The 14,895-nt window shown below is 71.7% G+C and carries 15 protein-coding genes; 7 read left to right on the forward strand and 8 right to left on the reverse strand.

The window, feature by feature from the left end; translation table 11 throughout:
- Window positions 1–2: 2 nt before the first annotated feature.
- From OG828_RS46055 to OG828_RS46065, 3 genes are read left to right on the forward strand one after another with little or no spacing between them, the layout of a single operon-like run.
- Entirely contained in the window at window positions 3–1,466 is a 1,464-nt protein-coding gene (locus tag OG828_RS46055) for a glycosyltransferase family 4 protein (RefSeq protein ID WP_328504528.1), read from the forward strand.
- 17 nt (window positions 1,467–1,483) lie between these two features.
- Window positions 1,484–2,809, forward strand: coding sequence for a nucleotide sugar dehydrogenase (locus tag OG828_RS46060; protein ID WP_328504529.1), 1,326 nt, complete (start codon window positions 1,484–1,486; stop codon window positions 2,807–2,809).
- Between the two features lie 47 nt (window positions 2,810–2,856).
- A complete protein-coding gene (locus OG828_RS46065; protein WP_328504530.1) occupies window positions 2,857–4,029 on the forward strand; it encodes a glycosyltransferase family 4 protein in 1,173 nt (390 codons plus the stop codon).
- Here OG828_RS46065 and OG828_RS46070 read toward each other — a convergent pair.
- Genes OG828_RS46070 through OG828_RS46095 form a run of 6 tightly spaced genes read right to left on the reverse strand, consistent with a single transcriptional unit; the run spans window position 3,983 to window position 9,181 of the window.
- Window positions 3,983–5,215: a cytochrome P450 family protein gene (locus tag OG828_RS46070; protein WP_328504531.1), complete on the reverse strand. Its 1,233-nt coding sequence runs from the start codon at window positions 5,213–5,215 to the stop codon at window positions 3,983–3,985. The two genes, OG828_RS46065 and OG828_RS46070, sit on opposite strands and share 47 nt — an antisense overlap.
- The gene (locus tag OG828_RS46075; RefSeq protein WP_328504532.1) at window positions 5,212–6,450 is read right to left on the reverse strand and encodes a cytochrome P450; all 1,239 of its coding nucleotides are present in this window, start codon (window positions 6,448–6,450) and stop codon (window positions 5,212–5,214) included. Before OG828_RS46075 ends, OG828_RS46070 begins: the two co-directional genes overlap by 4 nt.
- Window positions 6,447–7,055, reverse strand: coding sequence for a GTP-binding protein (locus OG828_RS46080; RefSeq protein ID WP_328504533.1), 609 nt, complete (start codon window positions 7,053–7,055; stop codon window positions 6,447–6,449). Before OG828_RS46080 ends, OG828_RS46075 begins: the two co-directional genes overlap by 4 nt.
- A complete protein-coding gene (locus OG828_RS46085; RefSeq protein WP_328504534.1) occupies window positions 7,027–7,389 on the reverse strand; it encodes a DUF742 domain-containing protein in 363 nt (120 codons plus the stop codon). The genes OG828_RS46080 and OG828_RS46085 overlap by 29 nt, the downstream gene beginning before the upstream one ends.
- Window positions 7,386–7,808, reverse strand: a complete 423-nt coding sequence (locus OG828_RS46090; protein WP_328442055.1) for a roadblock/LC7 domain-containing protein — start codon at window positions 7,806–7,808, stop codon at window positions 7,386–7,388. The genes OG828_RS46085 and OG828_RS46090 overlap by 4 nt, the downstream gene beginning before the upstream one ends.
- Window positions 7,805–9,181, reverse strand: a complete 1,377-nt coding sequence (locus OG828_RS46095) for an ATP-binding protein (RefSeq protein ID WP_328504535.1) — start codon at window positions 9,179–9,181, stop codon at window positions 7,805–7,807. Before OG828_RS46095 ends, OG828_RS46090 begins: the two co-directional genes overlap by 4 nt.
- A 359-nt stretch (window positions 9,182–9,540) precedes the next feature.
- Between OG828_RS46095 and OG828_RS46100 the strand changes: the two genes are divergently transcribed.
- Both OG828_RS46100 and OG828_RS46105 read left to right on the forward strand, forming a co-directional pair.
- Window positions 9,541–9,951 (forward strand): hypothetical protein, encoded by a 411-nt coding sequence (locus OG828_RS46100; RefSeq protein ID WP_328504536.1) that lies wholly within the window; start codon window positions 9,541–9,543, stop codon window positions 9,949–9,951.
- A gap of 87 nt (window positions 9,952–10,038) precedes the next feature.
- Window positions 10,039–10,764, forward strand: a complete 726-nt coding sequence (locus tag OG828_RS46105; RefSeq protein ID WP_328504537.1) for a DUF6766 family protein — start codon at window positions 10,039–10,041, stop codon at window positions 10,762–10,764.
- Between the two features lie 210 nt (window positions 10,765–10,974).
- On the opposite strand, the gene OG828_RS46110 is transcribed toward OG828_RS46105, so the two are convergent.
- A complete protein-coding gene (locus OG828_RS46110) occupies window positions 10,975–11,166 on the reverse strand; it encodes a hypothetical protein (protein ID WP_328504538.1) in 192 nt (63 codons plus the stop codon).
- Between the two features lie 446 nt (window positions 11,167–11,612).
- Window positions 11,613–12,278: a GntR family transcriptional regulator gene (locus tag OG828_RS46115; RefSeq protein ID WP_328504539.1), complete on the reverse strand. Its 666-nt coding sequence runs from the start codon at window positions 12,276–12,278 to the stop codon at window positions 11,613–11,615.
- A gap of 95 nt (window positions 12,279–12,373) precedes the next feature.
- Between OG828_RS46115 and glyA the strand changes: the two genes are divergently transcribed.
- Together glyA and OG828_RS46125 are read left to right on the forward strand one after the other, a co-directional pair.
- Window positions 12,374–13,678 (forward strand): serine hydroxymethyltransferase, encoded by a 1,305-nt coding sequence (glyA, locus tag OG828_RS46120; RefSeq protein ID WP_328504540.1) that lies wholly within the window; start codon window positions 12,374–12,376, stop codon window positions 13,676–13,678.
- Window positions 13,675–14,895, forward strand: a complete 1,221-nt coding sequence (locus OG828_RS46125; RefSeq protein ID WP_328504541.1) for a sarcosine oxidase subunit beta family protein — start codon at window positions 13,675–13,677, stop codon at window positions 14,893–14,895. The genes glyA and OG828_RS46125 overlap by 4 nt, the downstream gene beginning before the upstream one ends.

Raw genomic sequence — 14,895 nt, forward strand, 5'->3', positions numbered from 1 at the left:
GTATGTCACGTCATGTCCCCCGAGCTCTCAGTCTGGCTGCCTCCGTGGCATGGGGCGAGTTGCGCCAGGACCCCGTCCGGGCGGCGCTGCTCGGCCTGCGGCTGCTGCCGACCCCCGTCGGGGACCGCTTGGCGGGCGTCGAACGGCGGCTCGCCGCCCGCGCCCGCACCGCCGGCCCCACCGCCACTGGGTCCGGTACGGCGCGGGTGCCCGCCCCCGCCGGGCGGACCGTCGCTCCGGTGCCGGGCCGGGTACTCCATCTGGTCACCAACGGGCTGCCGTTCAAGCACGCCGGCTACACCGTGCGCACCCAGAAACTCGCCGAGGCCCAGCGGGCGGACGGACTCGATCCGCACGTGGTCACGCGCGTCGGCTTCCCGGTGGCGCAGGGCGTGCTGGACGCACGCCCGCTGCAGATCGTGGGCGGCGTACCGCAGCACCGACTGCTGCCGTCGCGGCTGCCGTACGGTCAGGATGCCGTGCTGGCCCGTAACGCCGAGCTGGCCGGGCGGCTGGTGGAGCGGCTGCGGCCCGCCGTCCTGCACGCGGCCACCGACCACGGCAACGGACGGGTCGCCCTCGCGCTGCGCGAGGCCTACGGGCTGCCCGTGGTCTACGAGGTGCGGGGCTTTCTGGAGGAGAGCTGGCTGACGCAGGCTCCGGGGCGCAGCCCGGACGACCCGACCTACCGCACGCGGCGCGCGCTCGAGACGTACTGCATGCGCGAGGCCGATCTGGTCCTGACGCTGGGTGCCGCGATGCGCGCCGAGATCGTGGCCCGTGGAGTGCCCGAGGACCGGGTCCTGATCGCGCCGAACGCGGTGGACGACGACTTCCTGGCCCCGCTGCCGGACGGGGCGCTGCTGCGCGCCCGCCTCGGCATCGCGCCGGACGACCTCGTCGTCGGCACCGTCAGCAGTCTTACTCCATATGAGGGAATCGGCACATTGCTCCATACGGGTGCCGAGCTGCGTCGCCGCGGCGTCCCCGTGCGGCTGCTGATCGTGGGCGACGGTCCGGAGCGGGCGGCGCTGCGGGCACTGGCCGTCCGGCTCGGTCTCGGAGACGGCGGCGCCCTGTTCACCGGACGGGTGCCACACGACCAAGTGCGGTCGTACCACGCGGTGTTGGACGTGTTCACGGTGCCGCGCACCGACGAGCGCGTGTGCCGACTGGTGACGCCGCTCAAGCCGGTCGAGGCGATGGCGAGCGGTCTGCCGGTGGTGGCCAGCGATCTCGCCGCGATGAGGGAGCTGGTCGAGCCCGGCGCAAGCGGTGAGCTCATTCCTTCCGCATCCCCACAAGCTTGGGCGGAAGTTATCGAAGGGCTGTTTTATTCTCAAACCCGGCGAATTGACATGGGGATCAACGCCCGCTCGATCGTCGCGCGGGCCCGTACCTGGAGCCGGGTCGCCGCCATGACCCGCGATGCCTATCGCGCGCTTGGATGCCGACTCCCGCCCTGAAAGCCGGGTGAACCCGTATGCAGGTCGACGAGACCGAACCGCTCGCAGAGGTGAGCCAACCGCTCGGGGACGAAGAGGAGACCGACGACGTCGAACTCGCGGTACTCGGGCTCGGCTACGTCGGGCTGCCCCTCGCCCGGGAGGCCGCCTCGGTCGGCCTGAGAGTCGTGGGGCTCGACCGGAACGCCGAGGTCGTCACCGCGCTCAACGCCGGGCGCTCGCACGTCGACGACGTGTCCGACGAGGACGTCCGCCGCATGCGGGCGGCAGGATTCACGGCGTACACGGACGACCGCTGTCTCGCCCGCGCACAGAACGTGGTCATCTGCGTGCCGACTCCGCTGGGCCAGGACGGGGGCCCCGATCTGAGCGCGGTGACCGACGCCACCCGGACGATCGCCGGCCGGCTGCGGCGCGGGCAGCTCGTCGTCCTGGAGTCGACCACCTACCCCGGCACCACCGAGGAGATCGTCCGCCCGCTGCTGGAGGAGTCCGGGCTGCGCGTCGGCGAGGACTTCGCCCTGGCGTTCTCACCAGAGCGCATCGATCCCGGCAACTCCGCGCACCAACTGCGCGACACCCCCAAGGTCGTCGGCGGCTGCACCCCGTCCTGCGCGGCACGCGCCGTCGCCTTCTACGGCAAGCTCGTCGACACCGTCGTCCAGGCAAAGGGCACCCGCGAGGCCGAACTGGCCAAGCTCATCGAGAACACGTACCGGCACGTCAACATCGCCCTGGTCAACGAACTGACCATCATCAGCCACGAGTTGCATGTCGACGTCTGGGACGCCATCCGCTGCGCCGCCACCAAGCCGTTCGGCTTCCAGGCCTTCAGACCCGGCGCCGGAGTGGGCGGCCACTGCATTCCCATCGACCCCAACTACCTGTCGTACAAGGTGCGTTCCGCGCTCGGCTACGAGTTCCGCTTCGTCGAGCTCGCCCAGGAGATCAACCGCCGGATGCCGGAGTACGTCGTGCGCCGCGCCCAGGACCTCCTCAACAGCGTCGGCAAGCCGCTGCACGGCTCTCGGGTGCTGCTCATGGGTGTCACCTACAAACCCGACGTGGCCGACCAACGCGAGTCGCCCGCGGTGCCGGTGGCCAGGCTGCTGCGGGAACGGGAGGCGGAGATCGCCTTCCACGACCCCCACGTGCCCGAGTGGTCCGTCGACGGCGTGGCCGTCCCCCGTGTCGACGACGCCATCGAGGCCGCGCGGGACCACGACCTGACGATCCTGCTGCAGGACCACTCGGCCTACGACCTGCCCGCCCTCGCCGACGAGGCCCGACTGCTGTTCGACACCCGGGGGCGGATCTTCCGGCCGGGGATCGAGGAGCTCTAGGCAGCTCCTCCGCACGGCCGCGTCCCACGGAGCTGAAAGGCGCCCCTATGCGGATACTCGTCGTCACCGTCGTGCACCACCCCGAGGACGCCCGCATCCTGCACCGGGAGATAACGGCCCTGAGGGAGCGCGGCCACGAGATCGTCTACGCGGCCCCCTTCACCGCCCGATCGGTGGCGCCGCGGCCGTACGTCGAGGGGGTGGACCTGCCGCGAGCTGCGGGCCGCAGCCGCCGTGCGGCACTGCGGGCGGCCCGCGTCCTGCTCGCCGAACGCGGGCCCGAAGTGGATCTGGTGCTGCTGCACGACCCCGAACTGCTGCTGGCCCTCCCCCGCACCCTGCGTCGGTGGCAGCGCACCGGCCGGTCCCCGGTGACGGTGTGGGACGTGCACGAGGACACGGCTGCGGCACTGGCCATGAAGGCTTGGGTGCCGGGACCGTTGCGCCCACCCCTGCGCCTCGCGGTGCGCGCGGCGGAACGCCTCGCGGAGCGCCGACTGCGCCTGCTGCTCGCCGAGGACGCCTACCAGGCACGCTTTCGCCGCTCCCACCCGGTCGTGCCGAACCTCGCCGTCGTTCCGACCGTCGTGCCGGCTCCGCCCGGCGACGACCGGGTCGTCTACCTGGGGCATCTGTCACGGGCCCGCGGCGCGCTGGACCTGATCGAGACGGCCCGACTGCTCGGCCCGTCGTTCCGGATCGAGGTGATCGGCGCGGCGGATCCCGACGTACGCGACGAGCTCGCCGAAGCCGACCGCGACGGCGTCCTGCGCTGGCACGGCTTCCTGCCCAACGACCACGCCCTCGCCCTGCTGTCCGGCGCCACGGCCGGCCTCTCCCTCCTGCACGACCAGCCCAACTACCGCCACTCACGCCCCACCAAGGTCGTCGAGTACATGGCGCACGGCGTCCCCGTCGTCACCACGCCGACCCCGCTCGCCGCCGAACTCGTCCGGGGCCACGGCTGCGGCCTCGTCGTCCCCTACGAGGACCCGGCAGCGGCCGCGGCCGCGATACGGCGCCTGAGCGGCGATGCCGAACTGCGGCTGCGCGCCGCGCGGCGGGGGCGCGACGCGGCCCTCACTGACCTCAACTGGCCAGCGCGCGCAGGTGAGTTCGTCGAGTGGCTGGAGAAGTGGGTGGCGGAGTCGGCAGGGTCCCGGGGCGGCCGGCTCAGCCTCCCAGCCGTACCGGAATCTCCTGCCAGCCGAACGCGATGAAGGACGGCACCTGCCGCAACGCGCCCTCGTCCACGGCCAGTTCCAGCCCGGGGAAGCGGGCGAAGACCGCGGGCAGGGCGGTGAGGGCCTCCATACGGGCGAGGGGCGCTCCGATGCACCGGTGCACCCCGATCCCGAAGGCCAGATGGTCGTCGGCTCCGCGCCCGGCGTCGAAGGCGTCGGCGTCGTGACCGTAGTGCGCGGGATCGAGCCCCGCGGCGGCGTACGTCGTGACGATGGCGTCCCCGGCGGGGATGGTGACGTCGCCGACGGTCAGGTCCGTGACGGCGAACCGCAACGGCAGCGAGGCGATGGACGGGTGGACCCGCAGTGTCTCCTCGACGACCGCCTCCCAGCCGAGCTTCCCGGACCGTACGGCGGCCAGCTGCTCGGGGTGCGTCAGCAGGGCGACGACCGCGTTGCCGATGAGGTTGACGGTCGTCTCGAAGCCGGCGCCGATGACCAGCAGCAGCGTGTAGAGCAGCTCTTCGTCGCTGAGCCGGTCGCCGTCCTCGTCCCGCACCCGGATCAGCTCGGTGGTGAGATCGTCCCCCGGGTGTGCGGTGCGGTGGGCGATCAGCGCGGGCAGCACGGTGCCGATCTGCCGCTGAACGAACGCGGCGTGTTCCGGGCTCGGGTCGGAGGTGTCCATGAGGGCCGCGATCATGGTGCCGGTGGCGTCCCTCAACTCCTCAGGGACACCGAACAGTTCGCAGATCATCCGCATGGGCAGCGGATGCGCCAGCCCCGCCTTGAGGTCGACCGCGGAACCGTCCGCGCCCGCCTGAGCGAGGCCGTCGAGCAGCTCCGCCGTGATCGCCTCCACCCGCGGGCGCATCGCCTCGGTGCGCCGGTGCGTGAAGCTCGGCGAGACCAGCTTGCGTAAGCGCGCGTGGTCGGCACCATACGTCGAGAGCATGTTGACCACGCCCACCCAGCCCAGGACCCAGCCCCAGGAGGGGTGTTCGCCGATCTCCGGCCACAGCTTCCAGTGCAGCCGGGGATCCTTGCTGACCCGCGGGTCGAGGATCAGTTCCTTGAGCGTGTCGTAGCGGGTGGGCGCCCAAGCCGGGATGCCGCCCGGCAGCTCCACGGGGACGATCGGGCCGAGGGCGCGCAACCGGGCGCTCTCGGCGGGGATGTCGGCGCCGAACGGGTCGAGAGCGATGCGGTCGGTGACGGTCACGACGGATCTCCTGGCTGGTCGGGGGAGCGGCGGCTGAACCGGACGGGCAGCGAGGTCAGCGAGCGGTGGAAGGGTCCCGGGCGCCAGCTCAGTCGTTCGCGTGGCAGGACCGGCCGCAGATCGGGCAGCCACTGGGTGAGCCGTTCGATCGCCTCGGTGGCGATGAGCAGCGTGTGCTGCTTGACCGGGCAGGCGTGCGGGCCCGCCGACCAGGACAGATGCGAGGCGTCCTGGGGGTGCCGGTCGTCGGTGCGCTCCCGCTCGGCGAAGTGCGCGAGCGCCCCGTACGAGATCACCACCGGAACCGCGGCCCTGATCCACGCCCCGTGGAAGGTCACGGCCCTGCGGGCGTAGTGGATGCCGTAGTTGGCCAGGGGCGTCTCGTGGTGCAGCACCTCCACCACCGCGTCCATCACGGGGCGGGAACCGCTGGTCAGCGTCGAGTAGTAGAGCGGGTTGCCGAGGATCCGGGACAGCGCGTTGGACACCAGGTTCGCCGTCGGTTCGTGTCCGGCGCCGAGGGTGAGGAACACCTGCCAGGTGACCTCCTCCGGAGTGAGCCCGGCCGGATGGTCGAGGAGCCTGCTCGGCAGGTCGTCGCCGCGCTGCTCGGTCTTGGCGGCGATCAGCTCCATGATGTAGCCGCCGAACTCCGCCTCGCCCTGCGCCGCTTCCGCGCCGCCCTCCATCATCCGGCCCAGCGCCGCGTCGAGCCGGTCGCTGTGGCTGTCCGGCAGTCCGAACAGGCTGTTGAACACCAGCGCCATCAACGGCCGCGCGAACTCGCCGACCAGATCCGCCTCGCCCCGCGGCCCGAACCGGCTCACCAGCACATGCACGGCCCTGTGGACACGGGCGCGCAGGTCGTGCGGTTCGATGCCGTCGAAGGTGTCGATCAGCGTGGTGCGGTAGCGGAGATGGGCCGCCCCGTCCGCGAACAGGGAGTTGGGCCGCCAGCGCATCATGCCGAGCACCGGCGAGTCGTCGGCGACGGTGGCCTCCCACGGCCGCGGATCGTGCGAGAACGTGTCCGTGTCGTGCAGCAGCTCCAGCGCGGCCCGCCGGTCGGTGACGACGTACGCCGGTACACCCGGGGCGAGTTCGGCCCAGCCGACCGGGCCCTGGGCGCGCAGGGCGTCGTAGTAGCCGTACGGATCCAGCGCGAAACCGTCCTCCCACAGCCGTACCGGGGTGGAGAGGGAGAAGGCCTGCTGGGCGGGGGGATAGGTGGTCACCGGTGCTCCGGGGGGTGGCGGTCGATCAGGTGCTGGACCAGCGCGAGCAGCGCGTCGATCGAGGAGTCCGCGTCCCGCGCGTCGCACACGAGCATCGGGGTCGTCGGCTCCAAGTCGAGGGCGGCGCGCAGCTGTTCGTCGGTGTAGTGGCGGGGCGCGTCGGGGAAGGCGTTGAAGGCGACCGCGTACGGCAGGCCGGTCTCCTCGACCAGGCCGAGCACGTCGAACGACGCGTCGATCCGACGGCTGTCCACCAGGACGAGCGCGCCGAGCGCCCCGTACGCGATGTCGTCCCACAGCGAACGGAACCGCTCCTGCCCCGGCGTGCCGAAGAGATAGAGCACGATGCCGTCCGGCAGGCTGATCCGCCCGAAGTCGATGGCGACGGTCGTCGTCGACTTGTCCCGCACGCCGGCGACATCGTCCGTCTGCGCGGAGGCCTCGCTGAGCGGCTCCTCGGTGTGCAGCGGCCGGATCTCGGAGACGGAGTCGATCAGGGTCGTCTTGCCCACCCCGAAGGGCCCGGCGACGAGGATCTTCACCAACTCGCGGGCGGTCTCGGGCAAATGGGTGCGGCTAGTCGTGCTTGAGGGCGCGGAGGCCATCGGCCACTCTCTTCAGCAGGTCGGGGGCGAACCGTTCGGCGGGCGGGATCGGCGGGCGGGCCAGCGCCAGGCCCCGGTCGACGAGATCGGCGGCCAGCACGCGCACCGCGGACACCGGCAGCTCCAGCAGGGCCGCGGCCTCCACCACCGTCAGCGATCCGCCGTCCAGGGCTTCCAGCAGGGCCAGTTGAGCGGCGGGCAGGTCCGCGGGCGCGGGCGTCCCGCTGCCGGTGAGGACCGTCAGCCGCTCCAGCTGGGGGCGGCTCGGCCGGGCCACGCCGCCGGTCGACAGATACGCGGGTACGAGGGGACGGCCGCCACGCCGGACGGTCATACGGGCGTGTCGCCGTCGGTTCCCCGGGGCGCGGCCGCCATCGCCTTCTCGCCCAGCCGTGCCACTTGCGAGTGGACACGGTGCGCGAGCAGATCGAGGCGGACCTCGCCGTCCCCGTACGCGGCCACGCAGGTGCCGTGATCCGTCGGGACGATGAGGACATAGCCGTGGTCGGACTCGATGACGACCTGCCGCACCTCCGCCTGGTCCCGGTCGGCGAAGGCCGCCGCGGCCGTCCGGCACGCCCCCTGAACGGTGCTGGTGATGGCGGCCACCCGCTCGGCCGACGGCTGCGCCAGCGCGTCCGTGTACCCCTTCACCAGCCCGTCCCGCGTCAGCAGGACGGCGGCCACGACATGCGGTACCTGGAGGATCGGCTCCAGCACCCACGCCGTCTCGCCTGCATCGCGGCTGGTCATCGCGCCGCTCCCCCCTCATCATGGTCGGTCTGTTCGGTCTCGTGCTGCACGGCGGGTACGGCGTCGTCGTCCCGCGCGCGTGCGGCGGCGGTGCCGGACTGCAGCGCGCCGAGCGCCGCGGCGGCGTCCTCCGGGCGCCGCGCGGGAGGCCGCGGCTCGGGTTCGGCCGGTGCGGCGGCTGCCCGGGTACGACGTCGGCGCTGCGGCAGGCCTCCGGCGTCCCCCGGGCTGTGGTGCCCGGACCCGGCGGCCTCCTCGTCCTGTTCGCTGCCGTAACTGTGAACGGCGGTGGGCACGTTCTTGCGCGTCGAGCGCGGGGCGCTGGCCGCCGGCGGCTGTGCGGCGGGGTCGATACGGGTGAGCAGATGGCTGTCGACGAGCAGCACCGCGCGCACACCGCCGTACGGGGAGGGCGAGGAGAGGTCCACGCTCAGGTCGAACTGCCGGGTCAGCCGGCCGATCGCGGCGAGTCCCATGCGCGGCGGGTCACCGAGGTCGGTGAGCAGGATCGGCTCGGTGCCGGCCACCATCCGCTGGGCGCGGGCCCGTTCGTCCTGCGTCATGCCGAGACCGGCGTCGTCGATGGTGACGCAGACGCCGTGATGGACGTGCTCCAGGCTGACCGTGACGTCGGTGTCGGGTGCGGAGTGGCGCAGGGCGTTGTCGAGGAGTTCGGCGACGATGATGGCGACCGGCTCGACCGCGTGGGACACCAGGGCGGTGCCCGCCTCCAGGTGGTTGTGGACCCGGACCCGGTGATAGCCCGCCAGCCGGGCCTGACCGCCGGTCACCGCCTCCACCAGGTGCGACTCCTCGCGGGCCAGCCCGACCCAGGCCCCGCACACGACCGCGGCGACCTGCGCCCGCCGCAGCGACTGCTCGTTCTCGTGGTCCAGTTGGAACAGTGTCTGCGCCAACTCCGGGTCGTCGTACTGCTGTTGCAGCCCGCGCAGGGCGTCCTGGAGCCGGTACAGGCCCGCTTGGATCTCCCGCGTGGCGCCGCGCATCCCGGCCTGCGCCGCCGCGTCGATCCGGGTGCGTTGCGCCGCCAGCTCCGTGCGCAGCCCTTTCAGCACGTGCTCCATCGCGACACCGAGCGGCGTACCGGCGTGCTGCGGATTCAGCGGGCCCGGCACCACGACGTGCGGATGCGCCAGTTGCCGTGCGGCGGCCGGGACGCGGCGTGCCGCGAGATGCTCGACCTCGGAGGTGAACGCCAGGGGAGCGCCGTCGAGTTGGGCACGTAATCGGGCGATCTCCTCACGCTGCGCGGCTTGTTGACGCCGGGATCGCAGCAGCCCGCCGAGGAGGGCGAGCGCGGACAGTGTGCCGACGGCGAGACCGCCGGCCACCAGGTCCGGTAGTTCGATCATCGAATCGGTTTCCATGCGAAGTCGGGCAGGGGCGGGTCCGAGGCCCGTGGACCAGGCACTCGTCGCACAGTACACACCGTCATCGACCGGTCTCGCACGGTCGATGGAAACATCGTTCCGAAAGGGGCCGTTTTCTGTTCGTATTTCGTACGGCGGTGCAGTCACGCGCCGGGCCCCGTCCTGGAGGCGGCACGGAAGCGGGCACCGTCCGCCGTGTGAGCGGGTTCAGCGGCCTGTGGCGCAGCCGCACGATCGGGCCGGCTCCGGTTGCGGGCGCGAACGGGTGGGTGTCCCCTGAGCCGTACGCGCTGCGCGCGTGGCCGGCCGGGCGGCCCGGCCGGGGATCGCAGGGAGGCGGGATGCCAGGACGGTGGTACGCCTCAGGCATCGCGGTGGCGGTGGTCGCCGTCACCGTCGGCTCATGCGCCACGCCCGCCGAGCGGCGTGACCGCGTCACCGCCGACGTCACCCGTTTCGAGCGGGCGCTGGACGCCGAGCAGTACAGGGATCTGTGCGCGGCGCTCGCCCCCTCCACCAGGCAGGAACTGGAGCAGTCGGCCAAGAGCCGGTGCGAGCGGGCGATCGGCGAGGAAGAGCTTCCCGCCGCCGGTGCCGTACGGCAGGTGGACGTGTACGGCCGCCAGGCCCGGGTGGTGCTGGAGCACGACACCGTCTTCCTGGCCCGTTTCCCCGAGGGCTGGAAGGTGACCGCCGCCGGATGCCGGCCCCGGTCCCAGCAGCCGTACCAGTGCGAGATCAAGGGCGGGTGAGAAGACCATGAGGACGCTGTTCGTAGGGACGCTTCTGGTGGTAGCTCTCGGCCTGGCGTACTTCATGGCCTTGGGACTGATGCGCCGATGAGTACGGAACCGGCGCCCGGCAACGGCACCACCGCGGCCCCGCACCGTGCGCGGCGGTTCCTCCGCCACAACAGTCTCGGCCTGTTCTTCATGGGCACGTTCCTGCTCGCCCTGGCGGGCCAGGCCGTGGTGGGGCACGCGGCGTTCAACAACCAGCTCCGCACCGACGACATGGCACTCATCAGCTTCGGCGCCTACGTGACCACGTCGGACTTCGCCGTCGACGTCACCGAGAACTGGCAGTCCGAGTACCTGCAGTTCTTCCTCTACATCTTCGCCACCGTCTGGCTGCTGCAGCGCGGCTCACCGGAGTCCAAGGAACTCGACAGGGCGGGCACCGAGTCGGACAAGGAGCAGATGACCGGCGAACACGCCAGGGACGACTCCCCGCGATGGGCCGCGGCCACGGACTGGCGCGGCGTGCTCTTCTCCCGCTCGCTCGGCCTGGCCATGGGGACCATCTTCCTGCTGTCCTGGCTGGCCCAGTCCGTCACGGGTGTCGCCGCCTACAACGAACAGCAGTTGCGCCAACTCCAGGCCCCCCTGTCCTGGGCCGAGTACCTCTCCTCCGCGGACTTCTGGGACCGCACCCTGCAGAACTGGCAGTCCGAGCTGCTCGCCGTCGGCTCCATGGCCGTCCTCGCCATCTACCTGAGGCAACGAGGTTCACCGGAGTCCAAGCCCGTCGGGGCGCCCCACTCCGCCACCGGCGTCGAAGGCTGAGCGGACCGGGGCCGGGAAGGGGCGGCGTCGGACATCGCCGTGCTGGACGGACGCAGGGTGGGCGTCCGGGGCCGCGCGGGCGACCGGGTCAACCACGGCCGGCTCTTGCCCGAAGGACCTCTTCGCGTGGCAGGCCCATGCCTCACGGGACCGGCGGACGGAAGCCCGCGTCCACCGTGGTGACCGGCAAGGATCCCTAGACCGGCCGCGTCACGGTCCTGACCAGCCGCTCTCCCACTCCGCGGCGTCCCCTTCCTTGGCCTCTTCGCCCGCGCGGTCCCCCTCCGCCTGCGAAGGGGTCGTCCGTGGCGCCTCCTGAGGATCGCCCTGCTCTGTCTTCCGTTCCGTCGCGGTGTCGTCCTGCCGCTCGCCCTCTGCCTGGGACGGGGTGTGCTCACTCATCGTCGGCCTCCCTGGTGCGAACGCCGTTTGGTGTGTCGGGTGTGCTGGGGTGCCCTGTCGTCCCTCGTGCTCGGGCGGGGATGACGGCAGTCGGTCCCTCATCAAGCGTCACTCCTGGCGTGTGCGGTGCCCTTGCCGGGGGCGGCACGCAGCCAGCCGGCGATCCACCCTGTCTGCATCGCGGCATCCAGGCGGTACGTCGGCCGGATCCGCCCCTCGGCCCGAAGACCCACTCGAAGCCGCGCAGATGCGCCAGCGGCCGCAGCCCGCCCACGATGTTGAACAGGCCGTGCGCCACCGCGACCGCGGCCGCCCGCTCCGGCACTCCCGCCCTGCCCATACCGCTGTCCACTCCGCTCCCTGCCTGCCAGGTCGGCCGGGTACCCGGCCGACCTGGCAGGAAAACGCAGGTCACCGGCCCAGCTCAACCGTCGTCGTGACCCACGTCAGATGGCGTCGCGAATGGCCCGTTCGAAGCCCACTACGTGACTGCGGGCCAGCTCTGACGCCTTGTCGGGGTCACCGGCGACGATCGACTCGATCAGCGGTCCGTGTTCCTCGACGTGGCCGGCCATGTCGGGCAGGCGGTCGATGAACAGGCACCAGATGCGGGTGGCCAGGTTGTCGTGGCGGACGAGGGTGTCCTCCAGGTACGGGTTGTGCGTGGCGGCATAGATGGCGCGGTGCACCTGAAGGTCCAGACGCATCAGGTCGGCGGCGTCCTGTCGACGGGAATCCACGCGCTCCAGCTCCCGCAGTACGGCCGTCAGGGCCGCCCGGTCCGCGGCCGTGGCCCGCCGCGCGGCCTGGGCGGCGGCCAAGGGCTCCAGCTCCTGGCGTACCTCGGAGATATGCGCCAGGTCCGTGATGTTGACCTCCGTGGCGAAGGTGCCGCGCCGGGGGTAGGTCGTGATCAGGCGCTCGTACTGGAGCCGCTTGAGCGCCTCGCGCACCGGTGTCCGTCCGACGCCGAGGGACTGACCCAACTGGTCCTCGTTGATCGGCGCGCCCGGGCGGATCTCCAGCATCACGAGCCGGTCGCGGATGGCGCGGTAGGCGCGTTCGGCGAGGGACAGCTCCTCGCCCGTGGGCTCGGTCGCCAGCTGCTGCATGGATGCCCCCTTGACCTGTCCGGCGAGCTCCCATACCTTACCGCACAGGCTGATATATCAGTTGCTCTTTAGTTGACGCTCAGGATGGTGCACAGATGGCAACGACCCCGTCCACCACCACGGTCACCTCCCCCCTCTCCCTCCCGCTCAGCGCACTCGACCCGGATGTCGCCGCCGCGGTGGACGCCGAGCTGCACCGCCAGCAGTCGACCCTCGAGATGATCGCCTCGGAGAACTTCGCGCCGGCCGCCGTCATGGAGGCCCAGGGCTCGGTCCTGACCAACAAGTACGCCGAGGGCTACCCCGGCCGCCGCTACTACGGCGGCTGTGAACACGTCGACGTCATCGAGCAGTTGGCCATCACCCGCGTCAAGGAACTCTTCGGCGCCGAGGCCGCGAACGTACAGCCGCACTCGGGCGCCCAGGCCAACGCGGCAGCCATGTTCGCGCTGCTGAACCCCGGCGACACGATCCTCGGCCTCGACCTCGCACACGGCGGGCACCTGACCCACGGCATGCGCCTCAACTACTCCGGCAAGCTCTACAACGTCGTGCCGTACCACGTGCGCACGTCTGACATGCGCATCGACATGGACGAGGTCGAGCAGCTCGCTCTCGCCCATCGGCCCAAGCTGATCGTCGCCGGCTGGTCGGCCTACCCCCGCCACCTGGACTTCGCCGAGTTCCGGCGGATCGCCGACGCGGTGGGCGCGTATCTGCTGGTGGACATGGCGCACTTCGCCGGTCTGGTGGCCGCGGGCCTGCACCCGAGCCCGGTGCCGTACGCCGACGTGGTCACGACCACCACGCACAAGACGCTCGGCGGCCCGCGCGGCGGGGTGATCCTCAGCCGGGCCGGCCTCGCCAAGAGGATCAATTCCGCGGTCTTCCCGGGACAGCAGGGCGGACCGCTGGAGCACGTCATCGCGGCGAAGGCGGTGGCCTTCAAGGTGGCGGCGGGGGAGGAGTTCAAGGAGCGCCAGCGGCGCACGCTGCGGGGAGCGAAGATCCTCGCCGGACGGCTCCTGTCCGACGACGTGGCCGAGGCCGGGATCACCGTGCTGACCGGCGGTACCGAAGTCCACCTGGTACTCGTCGACCTGCGCGACTCCGAGCTGGACGGGCAGCAGGCCGAGGACCGGCTGCACCGCGTCGGCATCACCGTCAACCGCAACGCGGTGCCCTTCGACCCCCGCCCGCCGATGGTCTCCTCGGGCCTGCGGATCGGCACCCCAGCTCTCGCCACCCGGGGCTTCGGCGACACGGAGTTCCGGGAGGTCGCCGACATCATCGCCCAGGCCCTGAAGGGCGAGCAGCCCGAGGACGAATTGCGGGCCCGGGTCGGGAAACTCGCCGCCGCCTTCCCCCTCTACCCCCACCTGAACGGAGCCGCGGCATGACCGCCGAGCCGCTGCCGGAGCACCCGGACTTCCTCTGGCGCAACCCCGAGCCGCGCTCCTCGTACGACGTCGTCATCGTCGGCGGGGGCGGCCACGGCCTGGCCACCGCCTACTACCTCGCCAAGAACCACGGCATCACCAACGTCGCCGTCCTGGAAAAGGGCTGGCTGGCCGGCGGCAACATGGCCCGCAACACCACGATCATCCGCTCCAACTACCTGTGGGACGAGAGCGCGGCGATCTACGAACACGCGCTCAAGCTGTGGGAGCAGCTCCCCGAGGAGCTGGACTACGACTTCCTGTTCAGCCAGCGCGGCGTGCTCAACCTCGCGCACACCCTCCAGGACGTCCGCGAGGGCATGCGCCGCGTGGGCGCCAACCGCCTCAACGGAGTCGACGCCCAATGGCTGGAGCCGGACGAGGTCGCGAAGGTCTGCCCCATCCTCAACGTCTCGTCCCGCACCCGCTATCCGGTCCTCGGCGGCACCTTCCAGCCGCGCGCCGGCATCGCCAAGCACGACCACGTCGCCTGGGCGCTGGCCCGCCGCGCCGACGAGCTGGGCGTGGACCTGATCCAGGGCTGCGAGGTCACCGGCTTCCTCAAGGACGGCGACCGGGTCGTGGGCGTCGAGACGAACCGCGGCCGCATCCTCGCCGGCCGGGTCGGTCTCGCGGCGGCCGGGCACAGCAGCGTGCTGGCCGAGCGGGCGGGCGTACGGCTGCCGGTGCAGTCGCATCCGCTGCAAGCCCTGGTCTCCGAACTGCACGAACCGGTGCACCCCACCGTCGTCATGTCGAACCACGTCCACGTCTACGTCTCCCAGGCCCACAAGGGCGAGCTGGTGATGGGCGCGGGCGTCGACTCCTACAACGGCTACGGGCAGCGCGGCTCCTTCCACGTCATCGAGCAGCAGATGGCCGCCGCCGTCGAGCTGTTCCCGATCTTCGCCCGCGCACACGTCCTGCGGACCTGGGGCGGCATCGTCGACGTCACCCCGGACGCCTCCCCGATCATCGGCAGCACCCCCGTGGAGAACCTCTACGTCAACTGCGGCTGGGGCACCGGCGGTTTCAAGGCCACCCCGGCCGCCGGCTGGACCTTCGCGCACACCCTCGCCACCGGCGAACCGCATCCGCTGAACGCCCCCTTCGCCCTCGAACGCTTCACCACGGGCGCGTTGATCGACGAGCACGGCGCCGCGGCCGTGGCCCACTGA

The organism is Streptomyces sp. NBC_00457, assembly GCF_036014015.1.
Classification (GTDB): domain Bacteria; phylum Actinomycetota; class Actinomycetes; order Streptomycetales; family Streptomycetaceae; genus Streptomyces.